Source organism: Streptomyces sp. NPDC054932 (assembly GCF_053610205.1).
Genome location: NZ_JBSGXU010000031.1, coordinates 21,399 through 40,730 on the forward strand (window position 1 = coordinate 21,399; position 19,332 = coordinate 40,730).

Sequence of the window (19,332 nt, forward strand, 5' to 3'; positions counted from 1 at the left end):
GCCCAGGCGCCCGCGCCCGCCCCGGCTCCGGTGCAGGACTGGCCGCAGGGCGCCGAGACGGCCTACCTGCCGCCGTACCCCGGCCCCGAGCAGCAGCACGAGCAGTACCAGCAGCACCAGCAGCAGGCGGTGGCTCCGGAGGGCTGGTTCCGCGACGAGGTCCAGGCCCAGGCGCCCGCGCCCGCCCCGGCTCCGGTGCAGGACTGGCCGCAGGGCGCCGAGACGGCCTACCTGCCGCCGTACCCCGGCCCCGAGCAGCAACAGCACCAGCAGCCGGCGGCGGTCGAGGAGACCGCGTATTTGCCGCCCGTGGCGGACGTGTCCGCCGCCGAGCAGACCGCCTACCTCCCGCCCCTGGCGGCAGCCGCCCCGGGCGAGGACCCCGCCGGGGATCCGGCCGCGGAATCCGGTGAGCCGCAGGAGATCACCTCCTGGTCCCCGCCCACCCTCGCCGGGAACACCCTGCGCGCCGTCGACCCCGCCCAGGCCCGCGCCGAGGGCCGCTCGCCGATCATCGACCCCGGCCCGCAGTCCGCCATACTGACCGCCGCCCTCGGGCTGCTGCTCGCCGCGGCCGCCGCCCTCGGGCAGTACGCCCTGCTCCTGCCGCTGATCGCCCTCCAGGGCCTCACCGCGGCCGGCTGGTTCCGGCTCAACGGCATGTGGCCCGCCCGCCAGGGCATCGCCCTCGCCTTCGCCGGAGCCCTCGTCGCCGACGCGGCCGTGCTCGCCGTGGACCCCACGTACGGCCCCGGCGCGATCGTCGGCACCCTCGGCGCCTGGGTGCTGCTCACGCTCGTCCTCCAGCTGCGCAGCCACGCCGATCCCGATGAGCGGATGTACGGGCTCATGGCCTCGGTGGCCTCGGCCGCCCTCGCCATCATCTGCGCCGGATATCTGGCGGCCGATTCCGCCGCCGCCACGGTCGGCGCCGCAGCCGTCGCGGTCGCCGTCTTCGCCCGTGCGCTGCCGCTGCCCACGGCCCCCTCGGTCGGCGTTTCGCTGGCCGCGGCCGCCGGGGCCGGTATCGCCGTCGGAGGAATGACCTCGGTCGGTGCGGGCGGGGCCCTGATCGGTCTCGTCGCCGGTGCGTGCGCGCTGGTCGGACTGCGCGTGGCGGCGTACGACTACCCGTCGAAGTTCGTCCACATGACGGCCGGTGTCGCCCTGCCGCTCGCGGCGGCCGCCCCCGCCGTGTACCTGATCGGCCGGGTGGTGGGCTGATCCCTGCCCGACGGGCGCCATGGTCAACTAGAACGCACGTACCGATTAGTAGGGGGAGGGAACGTGCGTTTCCTGCGCGTCGTTGTGATCATCGGAGTGGTTCTGGGTGCCCTGTTCGTGGGCGTGGACCGCTGGGCCTCCGGCTATGTCGAGAACCAGCTGGCGGAACGAATACAGGCGCGGCAGGGCCTGGCCGGTTCCGCGGAGGTGAAGATCGAGGGATTTCCCTTCCTCACCCAGCTGGTCAGTCGTGACCTGGATCGGGTCGACCTGAAGCTCAGCGGGGTCGAGGTGGCCGCCGAGGGCCGCAAGACGCGGCTCTCGGAGCTGGAAGCGAGCTTCCACGGCGTGAAGCTGAACGGCGACTACAGCGGCGGCACCGCCGACCGGGCCGAGGGCAGCGCGCTCATCACCTACGCCGACCTGACGGCGGCCTCGCAGACCGGCGGGACCCTTTCCTACGGCGGGGCGCCGGGCAAGGTGAAGGTCACCGCGACGGTGGAGGTCCTCGGCAAGACCCTGACGCACAGCGTGGTGTCGACCGTCACCCTCCAGGACGCACCGGACGGGAAGGGCGGCAAGATCGTCCGGGTGCGCGCCGACGAGGTGCCGGGCGGGAGCGTCCCCGGGGTCGAGAAGCTGATCCGCCGGAAGACCGACTTCGACCGCAGCCTCGACAGCGGCCTGCCGGCCGGGCTCCGTCTCTCCTCCCTGACCTCGGACGAGGCCGGCGTGCACCTCGCGCTGGGTGGCTCGAACGTGGTGGTGGCCGGATCGTGAGACGGTGCGGTCCGATCCGCAGAAGGACGGGCCGTACGAGGGGTCCCGGGGCGGCGCGGCGGCCGCCCGAGGGGCTTCGCATCCCAATATTCGGACGATCCCGTCTCGGAATATGACACGCCGGTGACAGGGCGGCTGATTCGTCCCTACGATCCATGGCTATGAAGCATCAGCAGGCGGACCTCACGAAGCGACGGGCAGTAGACCTGTGTCGCGTCGCCGCCATGCTCTGTCGATCCATGTGACCTGAGAGCGCATCCGCTCCATCGACGGACGACGGCCCCAAGGCCCTTCCCGCGTGACCGCACCGGCCTCCTGATCCCCTGACGCCTCCCCGCTCAGGAACTCGAGCGCACCCGCAGGCACGCAGCAAGCGTTACCCGCACAGCCCCGCCGCACACTGCCCCGGAGGAGAACACCATGAGCCGCAGCGACGTCCTCGTAGACGCCGACTGGGTCGAGGCCCACCTGAACGACGCCAACGTCGTCATCGTCGAGGTGGACGAGGACACGTCCGCGTACGACAAGAACCACATCACCAACGCCGTCCGGATCGACTGGAAGAGCGACCTCCAGGACCCGGTCCGCCGCGACTTCGTGGACCAGGAGGGCTTCGAGAAGCTGCTCTCCGCCAAGGGCATCTCCAACGACGACACCGTCGTCCTCTACGGCGGCAACAACAACTGGTTCGCGTCCTACGCCTACTGGTACTTCAAGCTCTACGGCCACCAGGACGTCAAGCTCCTCGACGGCGGCCGCAAGAAGTGGGAGCTCGACTCCCGCGACCTGGTCGACGGCAAGGACGTCCCGAACCGCCCGGCCACCGAGTACAAGGCCAAGGCCCAGGACACCTCCATCCGTGCCTTCCGCGACGACGTCGTCGCCGCGATCGGCTCCCTGAACCTGGTCGACGTCCGTTCGCCCGACGAGTTCTCCGGCAAGCTGCTCGCCCCGGCGCACCTCCCGCAGGAGCAGTCGCAGCGCCCCGGCCACGTGCCGAGCGCCCGCAACATCCCGTGGTCGAAGAACGCCAACGACGACGGCACCTTCAAGTCGGACGACGAGCTGACCGCCCTCTACCAGGCGGAGCAGGTCGACCTGGCGAAGGACACCATCGCCTACTGCCGCATCGGTGAGCGCTCCGCGCTCACGTGGTTCGTGCTGCACGAGCTCCTGGGCCAGGAGAACGTCAAGAACTACGACGGTTCGTGGACCGAGTACGGCTCGCTCGTCGGCGTGCCGATCGAGCTCGGCGCCAACAAGTAAATCCGGGCACGCGACGCCCTCGTAGTACGACCTCTCTAGGACAGGACAGAGAACATGTGTGGAGCACAGATCGGCGGGCCCGACCTCGCGACGCTGAAGCCCGGTGAGACCGCCATCCAGGGCCAGATCACCAAGGACGGCGAGCCGGTGTCCGGCTACGTCCGCCTGCTGGACTCGACCGGCGAGTTCACCGCCGAGGTCCCGACCTCGGCGACCGGCCAGTTCCGCTTCTACGCCGCCACCGGCTCCTGGACGCTGCGGGCGCTCGTCCCGGGTGGCCAGGCGGACCGTGCCGTCGTGGTCGCCGAGGCCGGCGGCGTGACGGACGTGGCGATCGCGGTCTGAGCACCGCACATGTGATCGCCTGATCGAACGGCCGAAGGGCCGCACCCCCGGGGGTTGGACGCCACTGGAACGGGGTGCGGCCCTTCGTGCCGTCCGCGTCCGCCCGGTCCTACCCTGGAGGCATGTACGCCCGGCGCCGGCGCGCCTACTTCCTGCTGATGGGCGGATGCCTCGTCCTCTTCGTCTCCGCCTGGGCCGTCGTGCGCCTGTGGTCGGTGGAGGCCGCCGTGGCCATGTGCGTGGTCGCCATGGTCATCCCGCCGGTCGCCGCGGTGATCGCCAACCGGCGCGGACCGGACGACCGCTGGTGGGACGACCCCTCGGGCGATCCGAAGTCCGACGAGTGGTGGGACGAACTGGACGGAAAGCGGCGCCACGAGGACTGAGGCCCCGCGAGACGAGAACGTGATCTCCCTTCGTACAACTGCGCCCCTCCGGTACGGGTCATGGGGTACGCGCGGGTATCCAGCCCGCGCCGCCGGTTGTGTGGGGGACCCCTTTGGAACACGAACAGACCATCCCTGAGCAGCGGAAAGAGGGGGAGAGTGCACCGGAGCCGGACACTTCGGCCCCCCGCCGCCGCGCGGGGCGCACGACGCTCCTGATCGCGGGCGCGGCCGCACTCGGCGTCCTCGCCGGGACGATCACCGGCTACGCGGTCCAGTACCACCGCGAGCCCACCCCGCTGCCGCCGCTGGCCCAGCAGGACATGGCCACTGCGAAGCCGCCGGCGATGAACGACTCGACCAGCCGGCGCTCGATCAACGCCAACCGCTGGCACAAGGCGGACGAGGACCTCGTCGCGAAGCTGCTGGAGGCTCCCGGCGGTGCGACGGTCGGCTTCTCGGGCGCCCAGTCCCCGGACGAGTTCGCCGTGGACTTCTACGCGAACCCTCCCGCGGCGATCGGTGGCCTCATCCGCAAGAACGTCGGCAGGGCCGCCACCGTGCGGTGGTCCGAGGACCTCAGCAACTTCGTCGAGATCCGTCTGATCCAGTTCCAGAACCGGCACGGGGCCGAGTCGTTCCAGTCGGGCGTCGAGGAGTACATGCCGACCTCGAAGTTCGCGGGCAACGGGGGCAGTGAGGTTCCGGGCGTTCCCGCGGACTTCGGCCAGCTGTGGGTCAACTCCGAAGCGAGCGAGAAGCCCGGCTACCTCCCGGTCCGGCGGGCCACCGCGGTGGCCCGTCGCGGCGACATCGTCATGCACATCACGTACGTGAACAACCGCGGCGACATCGACGAGAAGACCGTGGCCGACCTGGCCAAGCGGCAGATGGAGCGGCTGTGAGCGAGCGGGAGAACGTGACCGAAGCAGTCGAATCAGTCGAAGCAGCCGGAGCAGCCGGAGCAGCCGAAGCCGTCGAGGGCGCCGTGCCGGACGCCGCCGTGCCCGCGCGCAGGGTGAAGGCCAGGACGGTCAAGCTGGTGGCGGCGGCCGTGGGCGTCGTCGTCCTCGTGGGGTCGGGCCTCTGGTTCTCGGCCGCGCTCGACGATGCCGAGCGGACCGCGCCGACGCGGTACTGGATGGCGGAGGGCGTGCCCACCGGCTCGCCCGCCCCGGTCCCGTCCGTGCCGGTGGCGGAGCTCAAGACCAAGCTGCTGCCGCTGCCCCCGAGCTACTGGCTCGGCCCCGACATCGACGCCGAGGGCAACGACTACTTCGTCTCGGGCGAGCGGGCGGTGCAGGCATACAAGGACGATCACTCGGGACTGTCCGCCGGTGAGCGCGGGGAGCGCGACAGGGCGCTGGCGGACCTGAAGCTCAAGGGCCTGGCCGGGCGCAGTTACGCCCGGGGGAACGGCGGCGGGGCGATGGTCTCCGAGATCCAGCTCATGCAGGCGGACCCGAAGGAGCTCGGGAAGTTCGCCGAGTTCGCCAAGAAGATCCTCGAACTGACCGGGGCCGACGGCCAGGCGCCCAAGGTGGACGGTTTCCCCGGGGCGAAGTGCGCGCTGGACTCCCTGGTCGACGGCAAGAAGCAGGAGATCGCCACCCTCGAGTGTGTGGCCGTGGAGGGAGACGTGCTGGTGACCTACCGGACCTACGGGTGGTCCCCGGGATTCTCGGCGAGCGATGTCACCGCCCTGTTCAAGGAGCAGCTGAACCACCTCAAGTCCCCCGGGGAGTCCGTGTGAGCGAGCAGACCACCACCGGCACCGTGCCCGAGCCCGGGCGCGACCCCGAGCCCGTGCCCCAGGAGACCCCCGAGCCCCAGGAAACCCTGGAGCCCGAGGAGGCCCCCGAGCCCTCGCCGGTTGCGCCCAAGGACCGGCGGCGCCTGTTCGCCGCGCTGCGCTGGACCGCCGCCGTCGCCGTCTTCGCCACCGTCGGCGCGGGGGTCGCGTACGGGATCACCCTGCCCGAGCGCACCAGGATCCCGGGCCTCTCCACCGCGGACGACGGCCGCTGGACCTTCCCGGCGCTGTCCCAGCCGGCGCTGCCCGCGGGCGCACCCCTGCCCCAGGGCCCCGACAACACGGACGAGACGCACTACGGGCAGCTCACCGGCCTGCTCCTGCCCGCTCCGAAGGGCGCCAGGGCCGACGACGCGGTCAAGGCGGACAAGGACGGGGCGGTGTCGGCCGACGTCTTCCTGGAGGAGTACGCGCCCGACGTGCGCGAGAAGTTGAAGCAGTCCCTCGAATGGGACGGGCTGCGCCAGATCACCGGCCGGGGCTGGACGATGCCGGACGGCACGCGGACGCACGTCTACCTGCTGCGCTTCAACGCGTCGGGTTTCGTGGACGCCTTCAAGGGCTGTGACACCAACGCACGGCTGAACGGCGTCTCGGCCCTGGAGCTGGACGACGTCTGGACCGGGGTCAAGAGCACGCAGAACGCCATCGTCCCCTTGCGTTTCCCGGGTTCGGGCATGGCCGGCAGGAGCGAGGTCGGCGTGTACCAGGAGGTGAAGCCCGTCCTGGGGGACGAACAGACCAAGGTCGGGTGCCTCCAGTCGGGTGACGTCCTCGGCGTGGTCATCCAGACCCGCAAGGGCGAGGTGGCCCCCGTCCCCTTCCACCAGACGGTGATCCTGCAGAGCCAGCTGCTGAGCTGACGCCGGTCCGCCGGTCCGCCGGCCGGGCGGGCGCCGGGGTACGGGCCACCTCACACAGTGCGCCCGGCCCCGGGACAGTAGGCTTGGGAACCGGCCCGTACCCCCCGAACGAATTCCGAGGAGCACCCCGTGCTTGAGGCAGTCTTCACCTCCCTGCTGGTCCTGGTCTGCGTCGGCGTCATGGCCTTCACCGGCCTGGCCGTCAAGAAGCTGTACCAGGGTCAGCGCTGAGCGTCCGCCCTGCTGACCGCCCCGGAACCCCTCCCACAGATCGCCTGAGCAGCCATTCATGATCCAGATCCCGTCCGACCTGAACCCGGGCCTCGTCCCCCTCGCCTTCCTCCTCGGCAACTGGGAGGGTGCGGGAGTCTTCGACTTCCCCGGTGAGGAGAAGTGCAACTTCGGCCAGGAGGTCGTCTTCAGCCACGACGGCCGGGACTTCCTGGAGTACACCTCCCACACCTGGGTCCTCGACGCCGAGGGCAACAAGGTGCGCCCGCTGGAGTCCGAGTCGGGCTACTGGCGCATCGACAAGGACCGCAAGGTCGAGATCGTCATGGTCCGCGACCAGGGCGTCGTCGAGGTCTGGTACGGCGAGCTCGCCGACCAGAAGCCCCAGATCGACCTGGTCACGGACGCGGTCGCCCGTACCGCGGCCTCCGGCCCGTACAGCGGCGGCAAGCGGCTCTACGGCTACGTGAAGAGCGACCTCATGTGGGTCGGCGAGAAGGCCACCCCGGACGTCGAGCTGCGCCCGTACATGTCGGCCCAGCTCAAGAAGGTCGTCACGCCCGAGGAGGTCGCCGAGATGGCGCGCAACCTCCCCGACATGCCGGACGACGGCATCGCCTTCTTCCGCTGAGTCCACAGGCTGTGCGAAAGGGGACCGCGGGATCGCCCGTGGTCCCCTTCGCACGCATACACTGGCCGGGTGGGGAGCAGCGTGGACACCGAAAGCTCTGACTGGAAGAGCGACCTGCGGCAGCGCGGATACCGGCTGACACCGCAGCGCCAGCTCGTGCTCGAAGCGGTGGACGCCCTGGAGCACGCCACCCCGGACGAGATCCTCGGCGAGGTGCGCAAGACCGCCTCCGGGGTCAACATCTCCACCGTCTACCGCACCCTGGAGCTCCTGGAGGAGCTCAAGCTGGTCTCGCACGCCCACCTCGGGCACGGGGCCCCCACCTACCACCTCGCCGACCGGCACCACCACATCCACCTGGTCTGCCGCGACTGCGCCGAGGTGATCGAGGCGGACGTGGACGTCGCCGCCGAGTTCACGGCGAAGCTCCGTGCCACCTTCGGTTTCGAGACCGACATGAAGCATTTCGCGATCTTCGGCCTGTGCAGGAAGTGCGCCGCCAAACAGCGTGACGCACAGGCGTAGCAGGGTCGTAGGCTTGGTCGCATGACCAGCAGCCCCTTGCTCCATCTCCCCGGCGCCGTACCGGCCGAAGGCCGTGACGAGGGCGTCGCCGCCCACTACGGCGAGCTGTACGGCGAACAGCGCGCCCTCGCGGAGGGCCGCGGCTTCGTCGACCTCTCGCACCGCGGAGTCGTCGGCGTCACCGGACCGGAGCGGCTGAGCTGGCTGCACCTGCTGCTCACCCAGCACGTCACGGAGCTGCCGGCCGGGCAGGCCACCGAGGCACTGATCCTCTCCGCCAACGGCCACATCGAGCACGCGCTCTACCTCGTCGACGACGGCGAGACCACGTGGGCGCACGTCGAGCCGGGCACCCAGGGCGAGCTGATCGCCTACCTGGAGTCCATGAAGTTCTTCTACCGCGTCGAAGTCGCCGACCGCACGGACGATTTCGCGATCGTGCACCTGCCGGCCGGCTCGATCGCCGAGGTCGCCAAGGAGCACGTCGTACGGGAGACCGCGCACGGCCGTGACGTCTTCCTGCCCCGAGCCGAGCTGGAGTCCTTCGCCGCGGCGCACGGCCCGGCCGCCGGCCTGCTCGCGTACGAGGCCCTGCGCGTCGAGGCGCACCGGCCGCGGCTCGGCCTGGAGACCGACCACCGGACGATCCCGCACGAGCTGGGCTGGATCGGCACCGCCGTGCACCTGCAGAAGGGCTGCTACCGCGGCCAGGAGACGGTGGCCCGCGTCCACAACCTGGGCAAGCCCCCGCGCCGCCTGGTCTTCCTGCACCTGGACGGCTCGGAGGTGCTGCTCCCGGCGCACGGCACCCCGCTGCGGCTCGCCGCGGACGGGGAGGAGGGGCGCCAGCTGGGCTTCGTGACCACGGCCGTCCGCCACCACGAGCTGGGCCCGATCGCGCTCGCGCTGGTCAAGCGGAACGTGCCGGTCGACGCGCCGCTGCTGGCCGGGAAGACGGCCGCCGCGCAGGAGGTCGTCGTAGCGCCCTGACCGGCCGCCTCAGATGTCGATGACGATGGTGAACGGGCCGTGATTGGTCAGCGAGACACGCATGTCCGCGCCGAACCGGCCCGTCTCCACCGTCGCGCCCAGCGCGCGCAGCTGCGCCACGACCTCGTCGACCAGAGGTTCGGCCACCGGGCCGGGCGCCGCCGCGTTCCAGGTGGGCCGGCGGCCCTTGCGGGCATCGCCGTAGAGCGTGAACTGGGAGATCACCAGCAGAGGTGCCCCGTTGTCGCTGCAGGACTTCTCGCCCTCCAGGATCCGTACGGACCACAGCTTGCGCGCCAGCAGCGCCGCCTTCTCCGGGGTGTCGTCGTGGGTCACCCCCACCAGCACGCACAGTCCCTCGCCGACGATCTCGCCCACGGTCTCGCCGTCCACGACGACACTCGCGCCGTCCACCCTCTGCACCACTGCTCGCATACCACCTGTGTATCAGGCTTGCACCCGTCCGGGGCCGATCGGGTGGAGTGGGACTGCATGCGGGCCACGGAGAGTGGCACGATGCACGCAGGCGGTGCGGGTGCGCCGCACCGGTCGAGGGGACGGACCCGTTCGTATGAATACTTCTGGTACCTCCGTACCTGCATCACCCGCTTCCGTCGCGGCTGCCGCGGTACGACCGCCCGCGCAGCGCACGGCCGAGACGCAGGGGCCGTCGGCCCCGACCACTGCGCTCGGACTGCCGGAACTGCGCGCGCTGCGCCGTGACGCGCAGCGCGACGAGGCCGATCTGAGCTATGTGCGCAGACTGCTCCAGGGCCGCATCGACATCCTGCGCGCCGAGCTGGCCCGGCGGACGGACCCCGAGACGCCGGTGGTGGACCGGCTCTCCGTGATCCTCGCCGACGCCCCCTCCAGCCGCAGCGCCTCCGCCCGGCACGTCACGCTCGGCACCCCGCACAGCGAGGAGTACCGGCTGCTCGCGGCGGAGATGCTGTCCGACGTGGAGCTGTCGGACCTGGGCGCCCGCACGGACGACGAGCTGCACGACGGGATGGGCCGGCTGGTGCGCTACGAGCAGCAGGTCTCGCGCCGCCGCCAGCAGCTCCAGCGCACGGTGGACGACTGCAGCGCGGAGATCACCCGGCGCTACCGGGAGGGCGAGGCGCAGGTGGACGACCTGCTGGCGTAGAAAATTCGCGCGACCGGCGGCGGCCGGAGGATTAGCGTGGGCCGCTATGAGTGCTGACGTCCGGCCGATCGCCGAATCCGAACTCCCCGACTGGCTGCGCACGGTGCACACCGGTTTCCTGACCGCGAACCGGGTGACCGAGTCCGACATAGCCCAGCGGGCCAAGTACAGCGACTTCTCCCGGATGCAGGGAGCGTTCGACGGCGACAGCGGTCGCTGCGTGGCGGCCCTGCGTTCCTTCCCGCAGGAACTGACCGTGCCCGGCGGGGCCGCCGTCACCTCCACCGCGGTCTCGAACGTCGGCGTGCTGCCCACCCACCGCCGCCAGGGTCTGCTGACCCGGATGATGGCCGCCGAGTTCGCCGCGGCCGAGGCGCGCGGCGATGCGCTGGCGACGCTGATCGCCGCCGAGTACCCGATCTACGGGCGGTACGGCTTCGGGCCCGCCACCTCCCTCGTGGAGTGGGAGATCGACGTACCGCGCACCGGCCTGGACCGGAGGCTGTCGGCGCCCGTGGACGGCGGGCGGATCGAGCTGGTGGACGTGGAAGAGGTGCGGCGGGTGGGGCCCGGGCTGCACGAGCGGCTGCGGGCGCTCACGCCCGGAGCCGTGAACCGGGACGAGCGCTGGTGGAGCCTGGCGACCGGCCGGGAGGAGTGGTCGTACCGCCCGTACAAGGAGCGGTTCCACGCCGTGTACCGGACGGCGGAGGGGGAAGTGGCCGGCCTCGTCACCTACACCGCCGACGACCACTGGACGGATGCGAAGGTTCCGCTGAACACCGTGCAGGTCAGGGACCTGCTGGCGGTCACCCCGCAGGCGGAGCGGGCGCTGTGGCAGTTCCTGTGCTCCATCGACTGGGTGCAGAAGGTCCGCACCGGCTACCGGGCCCCCGACGACCTCGCACCCCAGCTGCTGCCCGACCCGCGGTCGGCCCGGGTCGTCTCCGCGGCGGACTTCCTGTGGGTACGGGTGCTGGACGTCGTACGGGCGCTGGGCGCGCGGACGTACGAGGTGCCCGGGACGCTCGTCCTGGAGGTCACCGACCCGACGGGTCCGGCGGCGGGCCGCTACCGGCTGGACGCGGGTACCGCGACGTGCGAGCGGACGCAGGAGCCGGCGGACCTGCGGCTGGACGTGGCCGCGCTGGGCTCCCTGTACCTGGGTGACGCGTCCGCGGTGCGGCTGGCCGCGCTGGGACGGGTGACGCAGGAGCGGCCGGGGGCGGCCCTGCTGGCGGACGCGGTGTTCCGTACCGCGCGCCGTCCGTGGTGCCCGGACATCTTCTGATCCCGGATCCTTGACCCTTGATCCTTGACCTTTGCCCCTTGATCACCGATCCGACCGTTCACCGAGGACTGAGCCATTTGACGTCACTTGTGGAATCGCTGCGCGCCGCAGGCTGCGTCTTCGCGGAGGAGGAGGCGGAGCTCCTGAGCGGGGCCGCCACCGACGCCGGTCACCTGGCGGAGCTGCTGGCCCGCCGGGTGGGCGGCGAACCGCTGGAACACGTGGTCGGCTGGGCGGAGTTCTGCGGGCTGCGCATGGAGGTCGGCGCGGGGGCCTTCGTACCGCGCCGGCGCACCGAGTTCCTGGTGCAGGAGGCGGTGGCGCTGGCCCGGCCCGGCGCGGTGGTGCTGGACCTGTGCTGCGGGGTCGGCGCGCTGGGCGCGGCGGTGGCCGCGCAGCTGGCGGGGCGCGTGGAGCTGCACGCGGCGGACATCGACCCGGCGGCGCTGGCGTACGCGCGGCGCAACGTGGCCCCGTACGGCGGCCGGGTGTGGGAGGGCGACCTGTACGCCGCGCTCCCGTCCTCGCTGGGCGGCCGGGTGGACGTGCTGGTGGTCAACGCCCCGTACGTGCCGACGGAGGAGATCGGCCTGATGCCGCCGGAGGCGCGTGACCACGAGCCGCTGGTCTCCCTGGACGGCGGGGCCGACGGCCTGGACATCCACCGCCGGGTGGCGGCGGGCGCGCTGCCCTGGCTGGCTCCGGGGGGCCACCTGCTGATCGAGACGAGCGCCCGCCAGTCCCCGTCGACGGCCTCGGCCCTGACCTCGGCGGGCCTCGCGGTCCGTGCGGCCACGTCGGAGGAGCTGTACGCGACGGTGGTGATCGGCACGGCCTGAGCCGGCGGCCCGCCGGCTCCTTGCGGTGCACCGCGCTCCTTGCGGTGCACCGCGGCTCACCGCAGGACGGGGAGGTTGGCAGAGCCGTACTCGTCGGCGATGCCGAAGACGCTGGCGCACCGCGGGCATTCGCCCTTGCCGAAGAGATGGGTGATTCCGTCGGCAAGAGGGCCCTGGCCGTCCCGGAGGGCTGTTTCGTACATCCAGCGGCCGGTCCCGGACAGTTCTCCGGGAGCGGCAGGCCGCAGGTCGCGACGGTCGATGTCCCCCAGGTGCCAGTCCCGGATCGCCGTGTAGCGGCCGTGGTCCCCGATGGCGATTGTCACGTCCACGGCGCAGTGGGGGCAGGCCACTTCGTAGAAGTCGTCCGTGAAGTCCCCCAGGACAGCTGCCCAGTGGTACTGCTCCACGGCCGCGAGCAGCGCGGCGAAGCTCTCCGGGTAGTCGGCCGGCCGCGATCGCAGGTGCAGGTCCAGCAGTGCGCGGAACTCCCCGATGGCGTCGGCGCAGTCCGCCAGCAGGTCGTCGCAGCCGTGGTGGCCCGCCGCACGCCGGAGGATCCAGCCGGCCAGACCGCGCGCCCGCGCACTTCCCGCGGCGAGCCGGACCAGGTGCGGCAGGGCGGTGAAGCTCGCGGGGAACACCAGGTCGTATTCGAGGACCAGCCGGTACTCCAGCTCGTCCCACGCTTCGGCGTCGTCCCCGGCCTTCACCCGCTCCAGCAGCTCGGGCACCCTGTCGACCTCCATGCGGCAGTCGTACATCCGTGCCGACGGGGCCTCGACGGGACCGGCCGCGGAGGGTTCGAGCCCGTGGACGTCGTGGCCCCAGGCGCGCAGACCGTCGATCACGCAGCTCCTGTACCGGTGGTCGGTGCTCGTGGCGAGGAGCTCGTGCGCGAGCGGTACGAGCCCGGCACGGAAGGCTTCGAGGGCGGGGTCCTCGACGAGGGGGACGGCGGCGGCCAACGCGGCGTGGCGCACGTCCGGGTCCTCGTCGCGGAGGAACACGGCCACGGCACGGAAGAGGACCGGCCGCAGGGAGCGCACACGTTCCATGTCCGGGTCTTCGAAGCCGTGGAACCTGGTGATCCGAAGGCAGTCGTCGCCCGCGTCGAGCGCGAGGAGGTACAGCCAGTCCAGCAGCGCCGCGCGCAGGGGAAGCCGTCGCGGCTGCGGACGGCGGCGCTGTTCGAGCTCGTACGTGCCGACCGCGGCGGTCTTGCGGTCCGGCAGGATCGCGGCGATGTACAGGGCGACGGGCGGTGTCGCCGCGTAGATGGTGTTCTGGTGGCGCACCGGCTCCAGGCCGTGTGCAAGGGCCCGGGCCCGGACCGCGGGGTCCGGGTGGTGGAGGTCGGCCAGCACCGCGGGGATGTCGCCGGCCGGCCCTCGGGCATGATCGAGGGCGGCCCAATCGGTCGTGCGGAGCAGCGCCTCGGGCTCGGGCAGGCCGGTCTCGGCGCGATCGCCCTGATGGTTGCTTCTGGTTGCCACCGGCGAAGGCTATGTCGTCCGCGAGCGTCCGGTGGGAGATGCTGCAAGCATGGTGCTTGCAATAGTTAGCAATGTGCGGCAGGATGCTGAGCATGGCATCGCTCAACGTCGGAAATCTCGGCGAGTACCTCCGTGAGCAGCGCCGGCAGGCCCAGCTTTCGCTGCGTCAGCTGGCCGAGCAGGCGGGGGTGTCGAATCCGTACCTGAGCCAGATCGAGCGCGGGCTGCGCAAGCCGAGCGCGGACATTCTGCAGCAGCTGGCCAAGGCGCTGCGGATTTCCGCGGAGACGCTGTACGTGCAGGCCGGGATCCTGGATGAGCGGGACCCGGACGAGGTGGAGACGCGAGCAGTCATACTCGCCGACCCGTCGATCAATGAGCGGCAGAAGCAGGTGCTGCTCCAGGTCTACGAGTCGTTCCGCAAGGAGAACGCGCTCGACGCGCCCGCCGACGAGATGCCGTCGAAGACGAACTGAAGTTGATCCGGGAGGACCAGCACATGGCCATCGCCGATGACCTGAAGAAGACCCTCACCGACCCCACTCCCCTCTACTTCGCCGCAGGCACCGCCGACCTGGCCGTGCAGCAGGCCAAGAAGGTGCCCGAGCTGATCGAGCAGCTGCGCGCCGAGGCCCCCGCGCGCATCGAGGCCGTGAAGAACACGGACCCGAAGGCCGTCCAGGAAGCGGTCACCGCCAAGGTCGCCGAGGTGCTCGGCGCGATCGACGCGAAGAAGCTCGGTGAGACCGCCCAGGACCTGGCGCTGCGCGGTGTCGGCGTGGCCGCCGAGTACGCGGTGCGCGCCAAGGAGACCTACGACAAGGTCGCCGAGCACGGTGAGCAGGCCGTGCGGAACTGGCGGGGTGAGGTCTCCGCGGAGATCGTCGACATCGCCGTGGCCGTCGAGCCCGAGGCGGAGCCGGAAGCCGCGGCCGAGCCGGCGGCCGGGGCCGCCGCCGAGGAGAAGCCCGCCGCGAGGAAGTCCACCGCGCGCAAGAGCACGGCCAAGAAGGTCGCGGTCACGGCGGACGACGCGAGCTGAGGCGCAGCTGCATGAGCGACGGCGGGCCGGGCACCCTTCAGGTGCCCGGCCCGTTGTGGTTCATGAGGGCATCCGTGCCGGTAGCGTGGAGTCGGGCGGCATCGAAAGTGCGAAGCGGAAGCTGAGAAGGCGGTCGAAGCGATGTTGATGGAAGGGTTCGATCGAGGCGTGATCCCGTTCCTCGGGCTCGCCATGCTGGTGCTCGCCGTCGTGGCATTCGTCTTCGCGCTGCTGGCGCGGGAGGACGCGTACCGGGCGGCCGACAAGCAGAGCAAGACCTTCTGGCTGGTCATCCTCGGCGTCACCGTGGCCGTGGACTTCTTCCTGGGGATGCTGTTCCTGCAGATCGCGGGTCTCGTCGCGACCATCGTGTTCTTCGTCGACGTACGCCCGGCCCTCAAGCAGGTCTCGGGCGGTGGCGGCCGGCGCGGCGGCAGCAGCAGTGACGGGCCGTACGGGCCCTACAACGGCGGGCGGTAGGCGCAGCAGCGGCCGCAGGCGCAGCCGTAACGCGCTGCCGCGGCCCGGAGCCGGGCCGGCCGCGCCGGAGGACCGGCGGGCTCAGCCCTCGGCGCGGGAGAGCAGCACCACGGCCACGTCGTCGGTCAGCTCGCCTCCGTTGAGCCGGCGGGCCTCGGTGACGCTGGCCTCCAGCAGGCCCTCACCGCTCAGACCGCGGTCCAGGTGCCGGTTGATCATGTCGACCATGCCGTCCTGGCCCAGGCGCTCCTTGCCCTCGCCGATGCGGCCCTCGATCAGGCCGTCGGTGTAGAGCATCAGGCTCCAGGTGCCGCCGAGCTCCACCTGGCGCCGCGGCCAGCGGGCCCGGGGCAGCAGCCCGAGGGCCGGGCCGCTGTTCTCGTACGGGAGCAGCCGCGCGCGGCGGCCCGGCCGGGATATCAGCGGTGCCGGATGGCCGGCCAGGCACAGCCCGGCGCGGCGGCCGTCCGGGGCGATGTCGACCGTGCACAGCGTCGCGAAGATCTCCTCGCAGGGCCGCTCCACCTCCAGGACCTCCTGGAGGGTGGCCAGCAGGTCGTCGCCGCACAGGCCCGCCAGGGTCAGGGCGCGCCAGGCGATGCGGAGCTCCACGCCGAGCGCGGCCTCGTCGGGGCCGTGGCCGCAGACGTCGCCGATCATGGCGTGGACGGTGCCGTCGGGGGTGCGGACCGTGTCGTAGAAGTCGCCGCCGAGCAGGGCCCGGCTGCGGCCGGGGCGGTAGCGGGCGGCGAAGCGGAGGTCGGAGCCCTCCAGGAGGGGCGTGGGGAGCAGTCCGCGTTCCAGGCGGGCGTTCTCCTGGGCCCGCAGTTTCGATTCTGCGAGCTTGTACTGGGCGATGTCCGCCCGTTTTCTCTCCACGGCGTAGCGGATCGCGCGGCTCAGCAGCCGGCCGTCCAGCTCGTCCCGGAAGAGGAAGTCCTGGGCGCCGACCCGGACGGCCTCGGCGGCGCGTTCGGCGTCGTCCTCGTCGGTGAGGACGAGGACGGCGTGGCGCGGGGCGAGGCGCAGGACCTGGCGCAGGGCGACCAGCTGGTCCACGGCCGTGGCGGTGGCCGTGGCGGTGGCGGCTCCGGCTCCGGTGCCGCTGAGCGCGGCGTTGGCCGCGGCTCCCGGCGTACGGGCGCCGCTGTCCGGGAGGGACAGGTCGAGGAGGATGCAGTGCACGTCGGGGGTGAGCAGCCGCTCGGCCTCGGTGAGGTTGCGGGCCGTACGGAGCCGGATGCGGTGGCCGTCCGTGTCGAGGATCTCGGGGACGGTGAGGCCGCCGGCCGGGTCGTCCTCGATGACCAGGAGCGTCAGTGGGCTCGTATGAGGGGTCGCCGGGGCGACGCCCGTGGCGGCTGCGGCCGGGGCGGCGGTGTGCAGAACGGCCTGACCGCTCTCCGTGGCCGGGGTGTCCCTCTGCCGCGGTACGGGTACGGGCATCGTCTCCGGTTCCTTCCCTCCCCCCGAGGGTGCGCTCGTCCGGCAGACCCTAGTGTCCCGGCCCGGTAAACGGAATGCCGTTCTTGGCGAAGGCCTCCGTCATATGCGGCTATCGCGGGGGAAAATCGGCCTCACTGGATGACAAAGGTCACGGCGGGGCCGCGTTCCGTCCCGTTCAGCGAGACGTGTCCGGGCCCCGCCGGGTTGCCTGCGTCACCCGATCCGCCGGTCCGGCCCCGGCGGCGGGTCCGGGCCGAGCCCCGGAGCCGCTGCGGCCGCATGGCCGAGCGACCCCGCAGGGGTTACGCGTCGGGGCGGACCACTGCCTTGATCGGCATCGAGCCCGCGCCCGCCAGCGTGATGTTCCGGCCGGGGCGCGGGGCGTGGACCATCGCGCCGTCCCCGACGTACATGCCGACGTGGCTGGCGTCGTCGAAGTAGATGATCAGGTCGCCCGGGCGCATGTCCTTCACCGCGACCTTCGGCAGCAGCCGCAGTTGCTCCTGCGAGGTGCGGGGAATGCCCCGGCCCGCCGCCAGCCAGGCCTGGGAGGTCAGCCCGGAGCAGTCGAACGAGCCCGGACCGGTGGCGCCCCACTTGTACGGCTTGCCCATCTGGGCGGTGGCGAACTGCACGGCCCGCTTGCCCGCGTCCGTCGCCGCGCCGTTGACGTCCTTCATCGCGCCCGTCGACAGCCATGCCGTCTGCGCCTTGTACTGGGCTTCCTGCTCCAGCTGGATCAGCCGGGCCTTCTCCTCGGCCTCCAGCTTGCTCTCCAGGTCCTCCGCGGCCTTGATCTTCTCCTCGATCTGCTTCTTGGCGGTCTCCTGCTTGACCCGGTTGGCCTCCAGGGTGGCCCAGCGCTCGCTCGCCTCCTGGGCGTAGCGCTGCAAGTCCGTCTGGGTCCGGTCGAGTTCGGAGAGCAGGCCCGAGGTGGCCTTCTCGCCCTGGCGCAGTCGGCCGGCCCCGTCGAGGAACTGGTTCGGGTCGTCGCTCAGCGCCAGCTGCGCACCGGCCGGCATGCCGCCCGCACGGTACTGGGCGCGAGCGGCGGCGCCCGCCCGGTTCTTCAGGGTGGCGATCCTCTCCTTGCCCGCGACGACGAGCCGGGCGATCTCGACGATCTTGTCGGACTGGGCCTTGGTCTCGGCCTCGGCGAGGTTGTAGGCGTCCGTGGCGGTGCCCGCCTGCCGGTACAGCTCCTCGATCTCCTTGCGGACCTGCTCCAGTGACTTGCTGCCCGGCCCGGGCAGCGGAGCGGCCGGTGCACCCGGTGCGGCGGGCGCCGCCGGGGCGGCCGGAGCTGCGTGGGCCAGGCCCGTCGCGAGGCCCGGCGCCGTCAGTATGGCCATCGTGCAGAGCAGCACGAGAGAGCTTGCGCCGCGCCGTCGCCTTACGGCTCCCATGGTCCCCCCAGGCACCCGAGTCAGACCTCGTATCGGATCTGACTATTCATCAGTAACTTCACACTGCCATCGGGATGGTGCCACGAGTCGATGAATTCCAACACCCTTGTGGACGGCGTTCCGATCTTGTCCGCCCCAACGGACCCCCGTCCCCAGCCCCTTCCGGCTCAACGGGCCACCCCCGGCGCCGGTTCCCCGGCACGCCGCATTCACCCCACCGGGCGCAACGCCTCCCAGGGCAGCGTCAGTTCTCCCTGCCGCCACCGCCGCGGCCCGTCCACCAGCGGCCAGTCGCCCGCCAGCGCCCGCGCCGTCCGGATCCAGCGCTGCCGCGCCCCGTACGAGGCGTACGGGGCCGCGGCCGCCCACGCCCGGTCGAAGTCGCGCAGGAACGCGTGCACCGGCTCGCCCGGCACATTCCGGTGGATCAGCGCCTTCGGCAGCCGTTCCGCCAGGTCCGACGGGCGCTCGAGGGACCCCAGCCGGGTCGCGAACGTCACCGTGCGCGCCCCTTCCGGACCCAGCGCCACCCACACGTGCCGCCGCCCGATCTCGTCGCACGTCCCCTCGACCAGCAGCCCCTCCGGGGCCAGCCGCGCGCACAGCCGCGCCCAGACCTCGGCGACCTGCTCCTCGTCGTACTGGCGCAGAACGTTCGCCGCGCGGATGAGCGCCGGGCGGGCCCCGCCGTCCAGCGGCACCTCGAAACCGCCGTGCCGGAAGCTCAGCCCCTCCCGCTCGTACGGCTTCGCCCCCGCCACCCGCGCCGGCTCGATCTCGATGCCGACCACCCGCACCCGTGGCGCCGCGTCCCGCAGCCGCGCCAGCAGCTCGACCGCGGTCCAGGGCGCCGCCCCGTACCCCAGGTCCACCGCGACCGGAGCCTCCGCACGCCGCAGCGCCGGCCCGTGCGTGGCCGCGATCCAGCGGTCCATTCGGCGCAACCGGTTCGGATTCGTCGTCCCGCGGGTCACCGAGCCCACGGGGCGGCCGGGCGCGCGGCTGGAGGGCGGGGTGCTGCGGGAGGCCATGAGGCGAGGGTAAGCGGAGGGTCCGCACGCCGTGAAAACCCGCCGAGCCACCACCGAATACGAGGAAACCTCCAGGAAAACCGGACACCCCGGAATGCGG

23 protein-coding genes are annotated in these 19,332 nt (G+C 71.9%); 18 read left to right on the top strand and 5 right to left on the bottom strand.

Translation table 11 applies throughout. The features are described from left to right. Positions 1 to 30 precede the first annotated feature (30 nt). The 12 genes from ACWGE1_RS11770 (at position 31) to ygfZ (ending at position 9,054) form a co-directional block, all read left to right on the top strand. On the top strand, positions 31 to 1,224 hold the full coding sequence (locus tag ACWGE1_RS11770) for a hypothetical protein (protein ID WP_453420381.1): 1,194 nt from the start codon (positions 31 to 33) through the stop codon (positions 1,222 to 1,224). Between the two features lie 63 nt (positions 1,225 to 1,287). Continuing rightward, the gene (locus ACWGE1_RS11775) at positions 1,288 to 2,004 is read left to right on the top strand and encodes an LmeA family phospholipid-binding protein (protein ID WP_453420349.1); all 717 of its coding nucleotides are present in this window, start codon (positions 1,288 to 1,290) and stop codon (positions 2,002 to 2,004) included. A 161-nt stretch (positions 2,005 to 2,165) separates the two neighbouring features. Beyond that, entirely contained in the window at positions 2,166 to 2,249 is an 84-nt protein-coding gene (locus tag ACWGE1_RS11780; protein WP_350206375.1) for a putative leader peptide, read from the top strand. A gap of 175 nt (positions 2,250 to 2,424) precedes the next feature. Next, complete coding sequence (locus ACWGE1_RS11785; protein WP_189734873.1) at positions 2,425 to 3,270, top strand: sulfurtransferase; 846 nt, start codon at positions 2,425 to 2,427, stop codon at positions 3,268 to 3,270. A gap of 54 nt (positions 3,271 to 3,324) precedes the next feature. Beyond that, positions 3,325 to 3,615 (top strand): DUF1416 domain-containing protein, encoded by a 291-nt coding sequence (locus ACWGE1_RS11790; RefSeq protein ID WP_453420350.1) that lies wholly within the window; start codon positions 3,325 to 3,327, stop codon positions 3,613 to 3,615. A 122-nt stretch (positions 3,616 to 3,737) separates the two neighbouring features. Further along, positions 3,738 to 4,001, top strand: coding sequence for a DUF3099 domain-containing protein (locus ACWGE1_RS11795; RefSeq protein WP_453420351.1), 264 nt, complete (start codon positions 3,738 to 3,740; stop codon positions 3,999 to 4,001). Positions 4,002 to 4,114: 113 nt separating this feature from the next. Further along, positions 4,115 to 4,906 (top strand): hypothetical protein, encoded by a 792-nt coding sequence (locus ACWGE1_RS11800; protein ID WP_453420352.1) that lies wholly within the window; start codon positions 4,115 to 4,117, stop codon positions 4,904 to 4,906. Further along, complete coding sequence (locus tag ACWGE1_RS11805; protein ID WP_453420353.1) at positions 4,903 to 5,754, top strand: hypothetical protein; 852 nt, start codon at positions 4,903 to 4,905, stop codon at positions 5,752 to 5,754. Before ACWGE1_RS11800 ends, ACWGE1_RS11805 begins: the two co-directional genes overlap by 4 nt. Continuing rightward, the gene (locus tag ACWGE1_RS11810) at positions 5,751 to 6,677 is read left to right on the top strand and encodes a hypothetical protein (protein WP_453420354.1); all 927 of its coding nucleotides are present in this window, start codon (positions 5,751 to 5,753) and stop codon (positions 6,675 to 6,677) included. Before ACWGE1_RS11805 ends, ACWGE1_RS11810 begins: the two co-directional genes overlap by 4 nt. A 289-nt stretch (positions 6,678 to 6,966) precedes the next feature. Next, the gene (locus tag ACWGE1_RS11815) at positions 6,967 to 7,539 is read left to right on the top strand and encodes an FABP family protein (protein WP_030659031.1); all 573 of its coding nucleotides are present in this window, start codon (positions 6,967 to 6,969) and stop codon (positions 7,537 to 7,539) included. Positions 7,540 to 7,608: 69 nt separating this feature from the next. Beyond that, positions 7,609 to 8,064, top strand: coding sequence for a Fur family transcriptional regulator (locus ACWGE1_RS11820; RefSeq protein ID WP_453420355.1), 456 nt, complete (start codon positions 7,609 to 7,611; stop codon positions 8,062 to 8,064). Positions 8,065 to 8,085: 21 nt separating this feature from the next. After that, complete coding sequence (gene ygfZ, locus ACWGE1_RS11825) at positions 8,086 to 9,054, top strand: CAF17-like 4Fe-4S cluster assembly/insertion protein YgfZ (protein WP_453420356.1); 969 nt, start codon at positions 8,086 to 8,088, stop codon at positions 9,052 to 9,054. 9 nt (positions 9,055 to 9,063) lie between these two features. Here the strand turns inward: ygfZ and dtd are convergent, their stop codons facing one another. Then, complete coding sequence (gene dtd / locus ACWGE1_RS11830; RefSeq protein ID WP_453420357.1) at positions 9,064 to 9,489, bottom strand: D-aminoacyl-tRNA deacylase; 426 nt, start codon at positions 9,487 to 9,489, stop codon at positions 9,064 to 9,066. A gap of 136 nt (positions 9,490 to 9,625) precedes the next feature. Here dtd and ACWGE1_RS11835 point away from each other — a divergent pair, with 136 nt between their 5' ends. The 3 genes from ACWGE1_RS11835 to ACWGE1_RS11845 all read left to right on the top strand — a co-directional run bounded on the left by ACWGE1_RS11835 (position 9,626) and on the right by ACWGE1_RS11845 (position 12,331). Beyond that, positions 9,626 to 10,201, top strand: a complete 576-nt coding sequence (locus ACWGE1_RS11835) for an RsiG family protein (protein ID WP_453420358.1) — start codon at positions 9,626 to 9,628, stop codon at positions 10,199 to 10,201. A 46-nt stretch (positions 10,202 to 10,247) separates the two neighbouring features. Further along, on the top strand, positions 10,248 to 11,492 hold the full coding sequence (locus ACWGE1_RS11840) for a GNAT family N-acetyltransferase (protein ID WP_453420359.1): 1,245 nt from the start codon (positions 10,248 to 10,250) through the stop codon (positions 11,490 to 11,492). Between the two features lie 68 nt (positions 11,493 to 11,560). Further along, positions 11,561 to 12,331, top strand: a complete 771-nt coding sequence (locus ACWGE1_RS11845) for a putative protein N(5)-glutamine methyltransferase (protein WP_453420382.1) — start codon at positions 11,561 to 11,563, stop codon at positions 12,329 to 12,331. Between the two features lie 56 nt (positions 12,332 to 12,387). Here ACWGE1_RS11845 and ACWGE1_RS11850 read toward each other — a convergent pair whose 3' ends face one another. Then, positions 12,388 to 13,827 (bottom strand): hypothetical protein, encoded by a 1,440-nt coding sequence (locus ACWGE1_RS11850; protein WP_453420360.1) that lies wholly within the window; start codon positions 13,825 to 13,827, stop codon positions 12,388 to 12,390. Between the two features lie 92 nt (positions 13,828 to 13,919). Between ACWGE1_RS11850 and ACWGE1_RS11855 the strand changes: the two genes are divergently transcribed. From ACWGE1_RS11855 to ACWGE1_RS11865, 3 genes are all read left to right on the top strand, one after another. Further along, on the top strand, positions 13,920 to 14,303 hold the full coding sequence (locus ACWGE1_RS11855; protein ID WP_453420361.1) for a helix-turn-helix domain-containing protein: 384 nt from the start codon (positions 13,920 to 13,922) through the stop codon (positions 14,301 to 14,303). A gap of 23 nt (positions 14,304 to 14,326) precedes the next feature. After that, a complete protein-coding gene (locus ACWGE1_RS11860) occupies positions 14,327 to 14,869 on the top strand; it encodes a hypothetical protein (protein ID WP_453420362.1) in 543 nt (180 codons plus the stop codon). Positions 14,870 to 15,010: 141 nt separating this feature from the next. Then, complete coding sequence (locus ACWGE1_RS11865) at positions 15,011 to 15,349, top strand: DUF2516 family protein (RefSeq protein WP_453420363.1); 339 nt, start codon at positions 15,011 to 15,013, stop codon at positions 15,347 to 15,349. An 81-nt stretch (positions 15,350 to 15,430) separates the two neighbouring features. Here the strand turns inward: ACWGE1_RS11865 and ACWGE1_RS11870 are convergent, their stop codons facing one another. From ACWGE1_RS11870 to ACWGE1_RS11880, 3 genes are all read right to left on the bottom strand, one after another. Next, the gene (locus ACWGE1_RS11870; protein WP_453420364.1) at positions 15,431 to 16,795 is read right to left on the bottom strand and encodes a PP2C family protein-serine/threonine phosphatase; all 1,365 of its coding nucleotides are present in this window, start codon (positions 16,793 to 16,795) and stop codon (positions 15,431 to 15,433) included. Positions 16,796 to 17,097: 302 nt separating this feature from the next. Beyond that, the gene (locus ACWGE1_RS11875; RefSeq protein WP_453420365.1) at positions 17,098 to 18,147 is read right to left on the bottom strand and encodes an NlpC/P60 family protein; all 1,050 of its coding nucleotides are present in this window, start codon (positions 18,145 to 18,147) and stop codon (positions 17,098 to 17,100) included. Positions 18,148 to 18,410: 263 nt separating this feature from the next. Further along, positions 18,411 to 19,232 carry a class I SAM-dependent methyltransferase gene (locus tag ACWGE1_RS11880; RefSeq protein ID WP_453420366.1) on the bottom strand — a complete coding sequence of 274 codons (822 nt, stop codon included), beginning with the start codon at positions 19,230 to 19,232 and terminating at the stop codon, positions 18,411 to 18,413. Positions 19,233 to 19,332: the final 100 nt, after the last annotated feature.

Coding starts and splice junctions, on each gene's coding strand:
- ACWGE1_RS11780 (WP_350206375.1), top strand. CDS start 2,166: ATGAAGCATCAGCAGGCGGACCTCACGAAGCGACGGGCAGTAGACCTG.
- ACWGE1_RS11785 (WP_189734873.1), top strand. CDS start 2,425: ATGAGCCGCAGCGACGTCCTCGTAGACGCCGACTGGGTCGAGGCCCAC.
- ACWGE1_RS11790 (WP_453420350.1), top strand. CDS start 3,325: ATGTGTGGAGCACAGATCGGCGGGCCCGACCTCGCGACGCTGAAGCCC.
- ACWGE1_RS11795 (WP_453420351.1), top strand. CDS start 3,738: ATGTACGCCCGGCGCCGGCGCGCCTACTTCCTGCTGATGGGCGGATGC.
- ACWGE1_RS11815 (WP_030659031.1), top strand. CDS start 6,967: ATGATCCAGATCCCGTCCGACCTGAACCCGGGCCTCGTCCCCCTCGCC.
- ygfZ (WP_453420356.1), top strand. CDS start 8,086: ATGACCAGCAGCCCCTTGCTCCATCTCCCCGGCGCCGTACCGGCCGAA.
- dtd (WP_453420357.1), bottom strand. CDS start 9,489: ATGCGAGCAGTGGTGCAGAGGGTGGACGGCGCGAGTGTCGTCGTGGAC.
- ACWGE1_RS11835 (WP_453420358.1), top strand. CDS start 9,626: ATGAATACTTCTGGTACCTCCGTACCTGCATCACCCGCTTCCGTCGCG.
- ACWGE1_RS11840 (WP_453420359.1), top strand. CDS start 10,248: ATGAGTGCTGACGTCCGGCCGATCGCCGAATCCGAACTCCCCGACTGG.
- ACWGE1_RS11855 (WP_453420361.1), top strand. CDS start 13,920: ATGGCATCGCTCAACGTCGGAAATCTCGGCGAGTACCTCCGTGAGCAG.
- ACWGE1_RS11860 (WP_453420362.1), top strand. CDS start 14,327: ATGGCCATCGCCGATGACCTGAAGAAGACCCTCACCGACCCCACTCCC.
- ACWGE1_RS11865 (WP_453420363.1), top strand. CDS start 15,011: ATGTTGATGGAAGGGTTCGATCGAGGCGTGATCCCGTTCCTCGGGCTC.
- ACWGE1_RS11870 (WP_453420364.1), bottom strand. CDS start 16,795: ATGCCCGTACCCGTACCGCGGCAGAGGGACACCCCGGCCACGGAGAGC.
- ACWGE1_RS11875 (WP_453420365.1), bottom strand. CDS start 18,147: ATGGCCATACTGACGGCGCCGGGCCTCGCGACGGGCCTGGCCCACGCA.
- ACWGE1_RS11880 (WP_453420366.1), bottom strand. CDS start 19,232: ATGGCCTCCCGCAGCACCCCGCCCTCCAGCCGCGCGCCCGGCCGCCCC.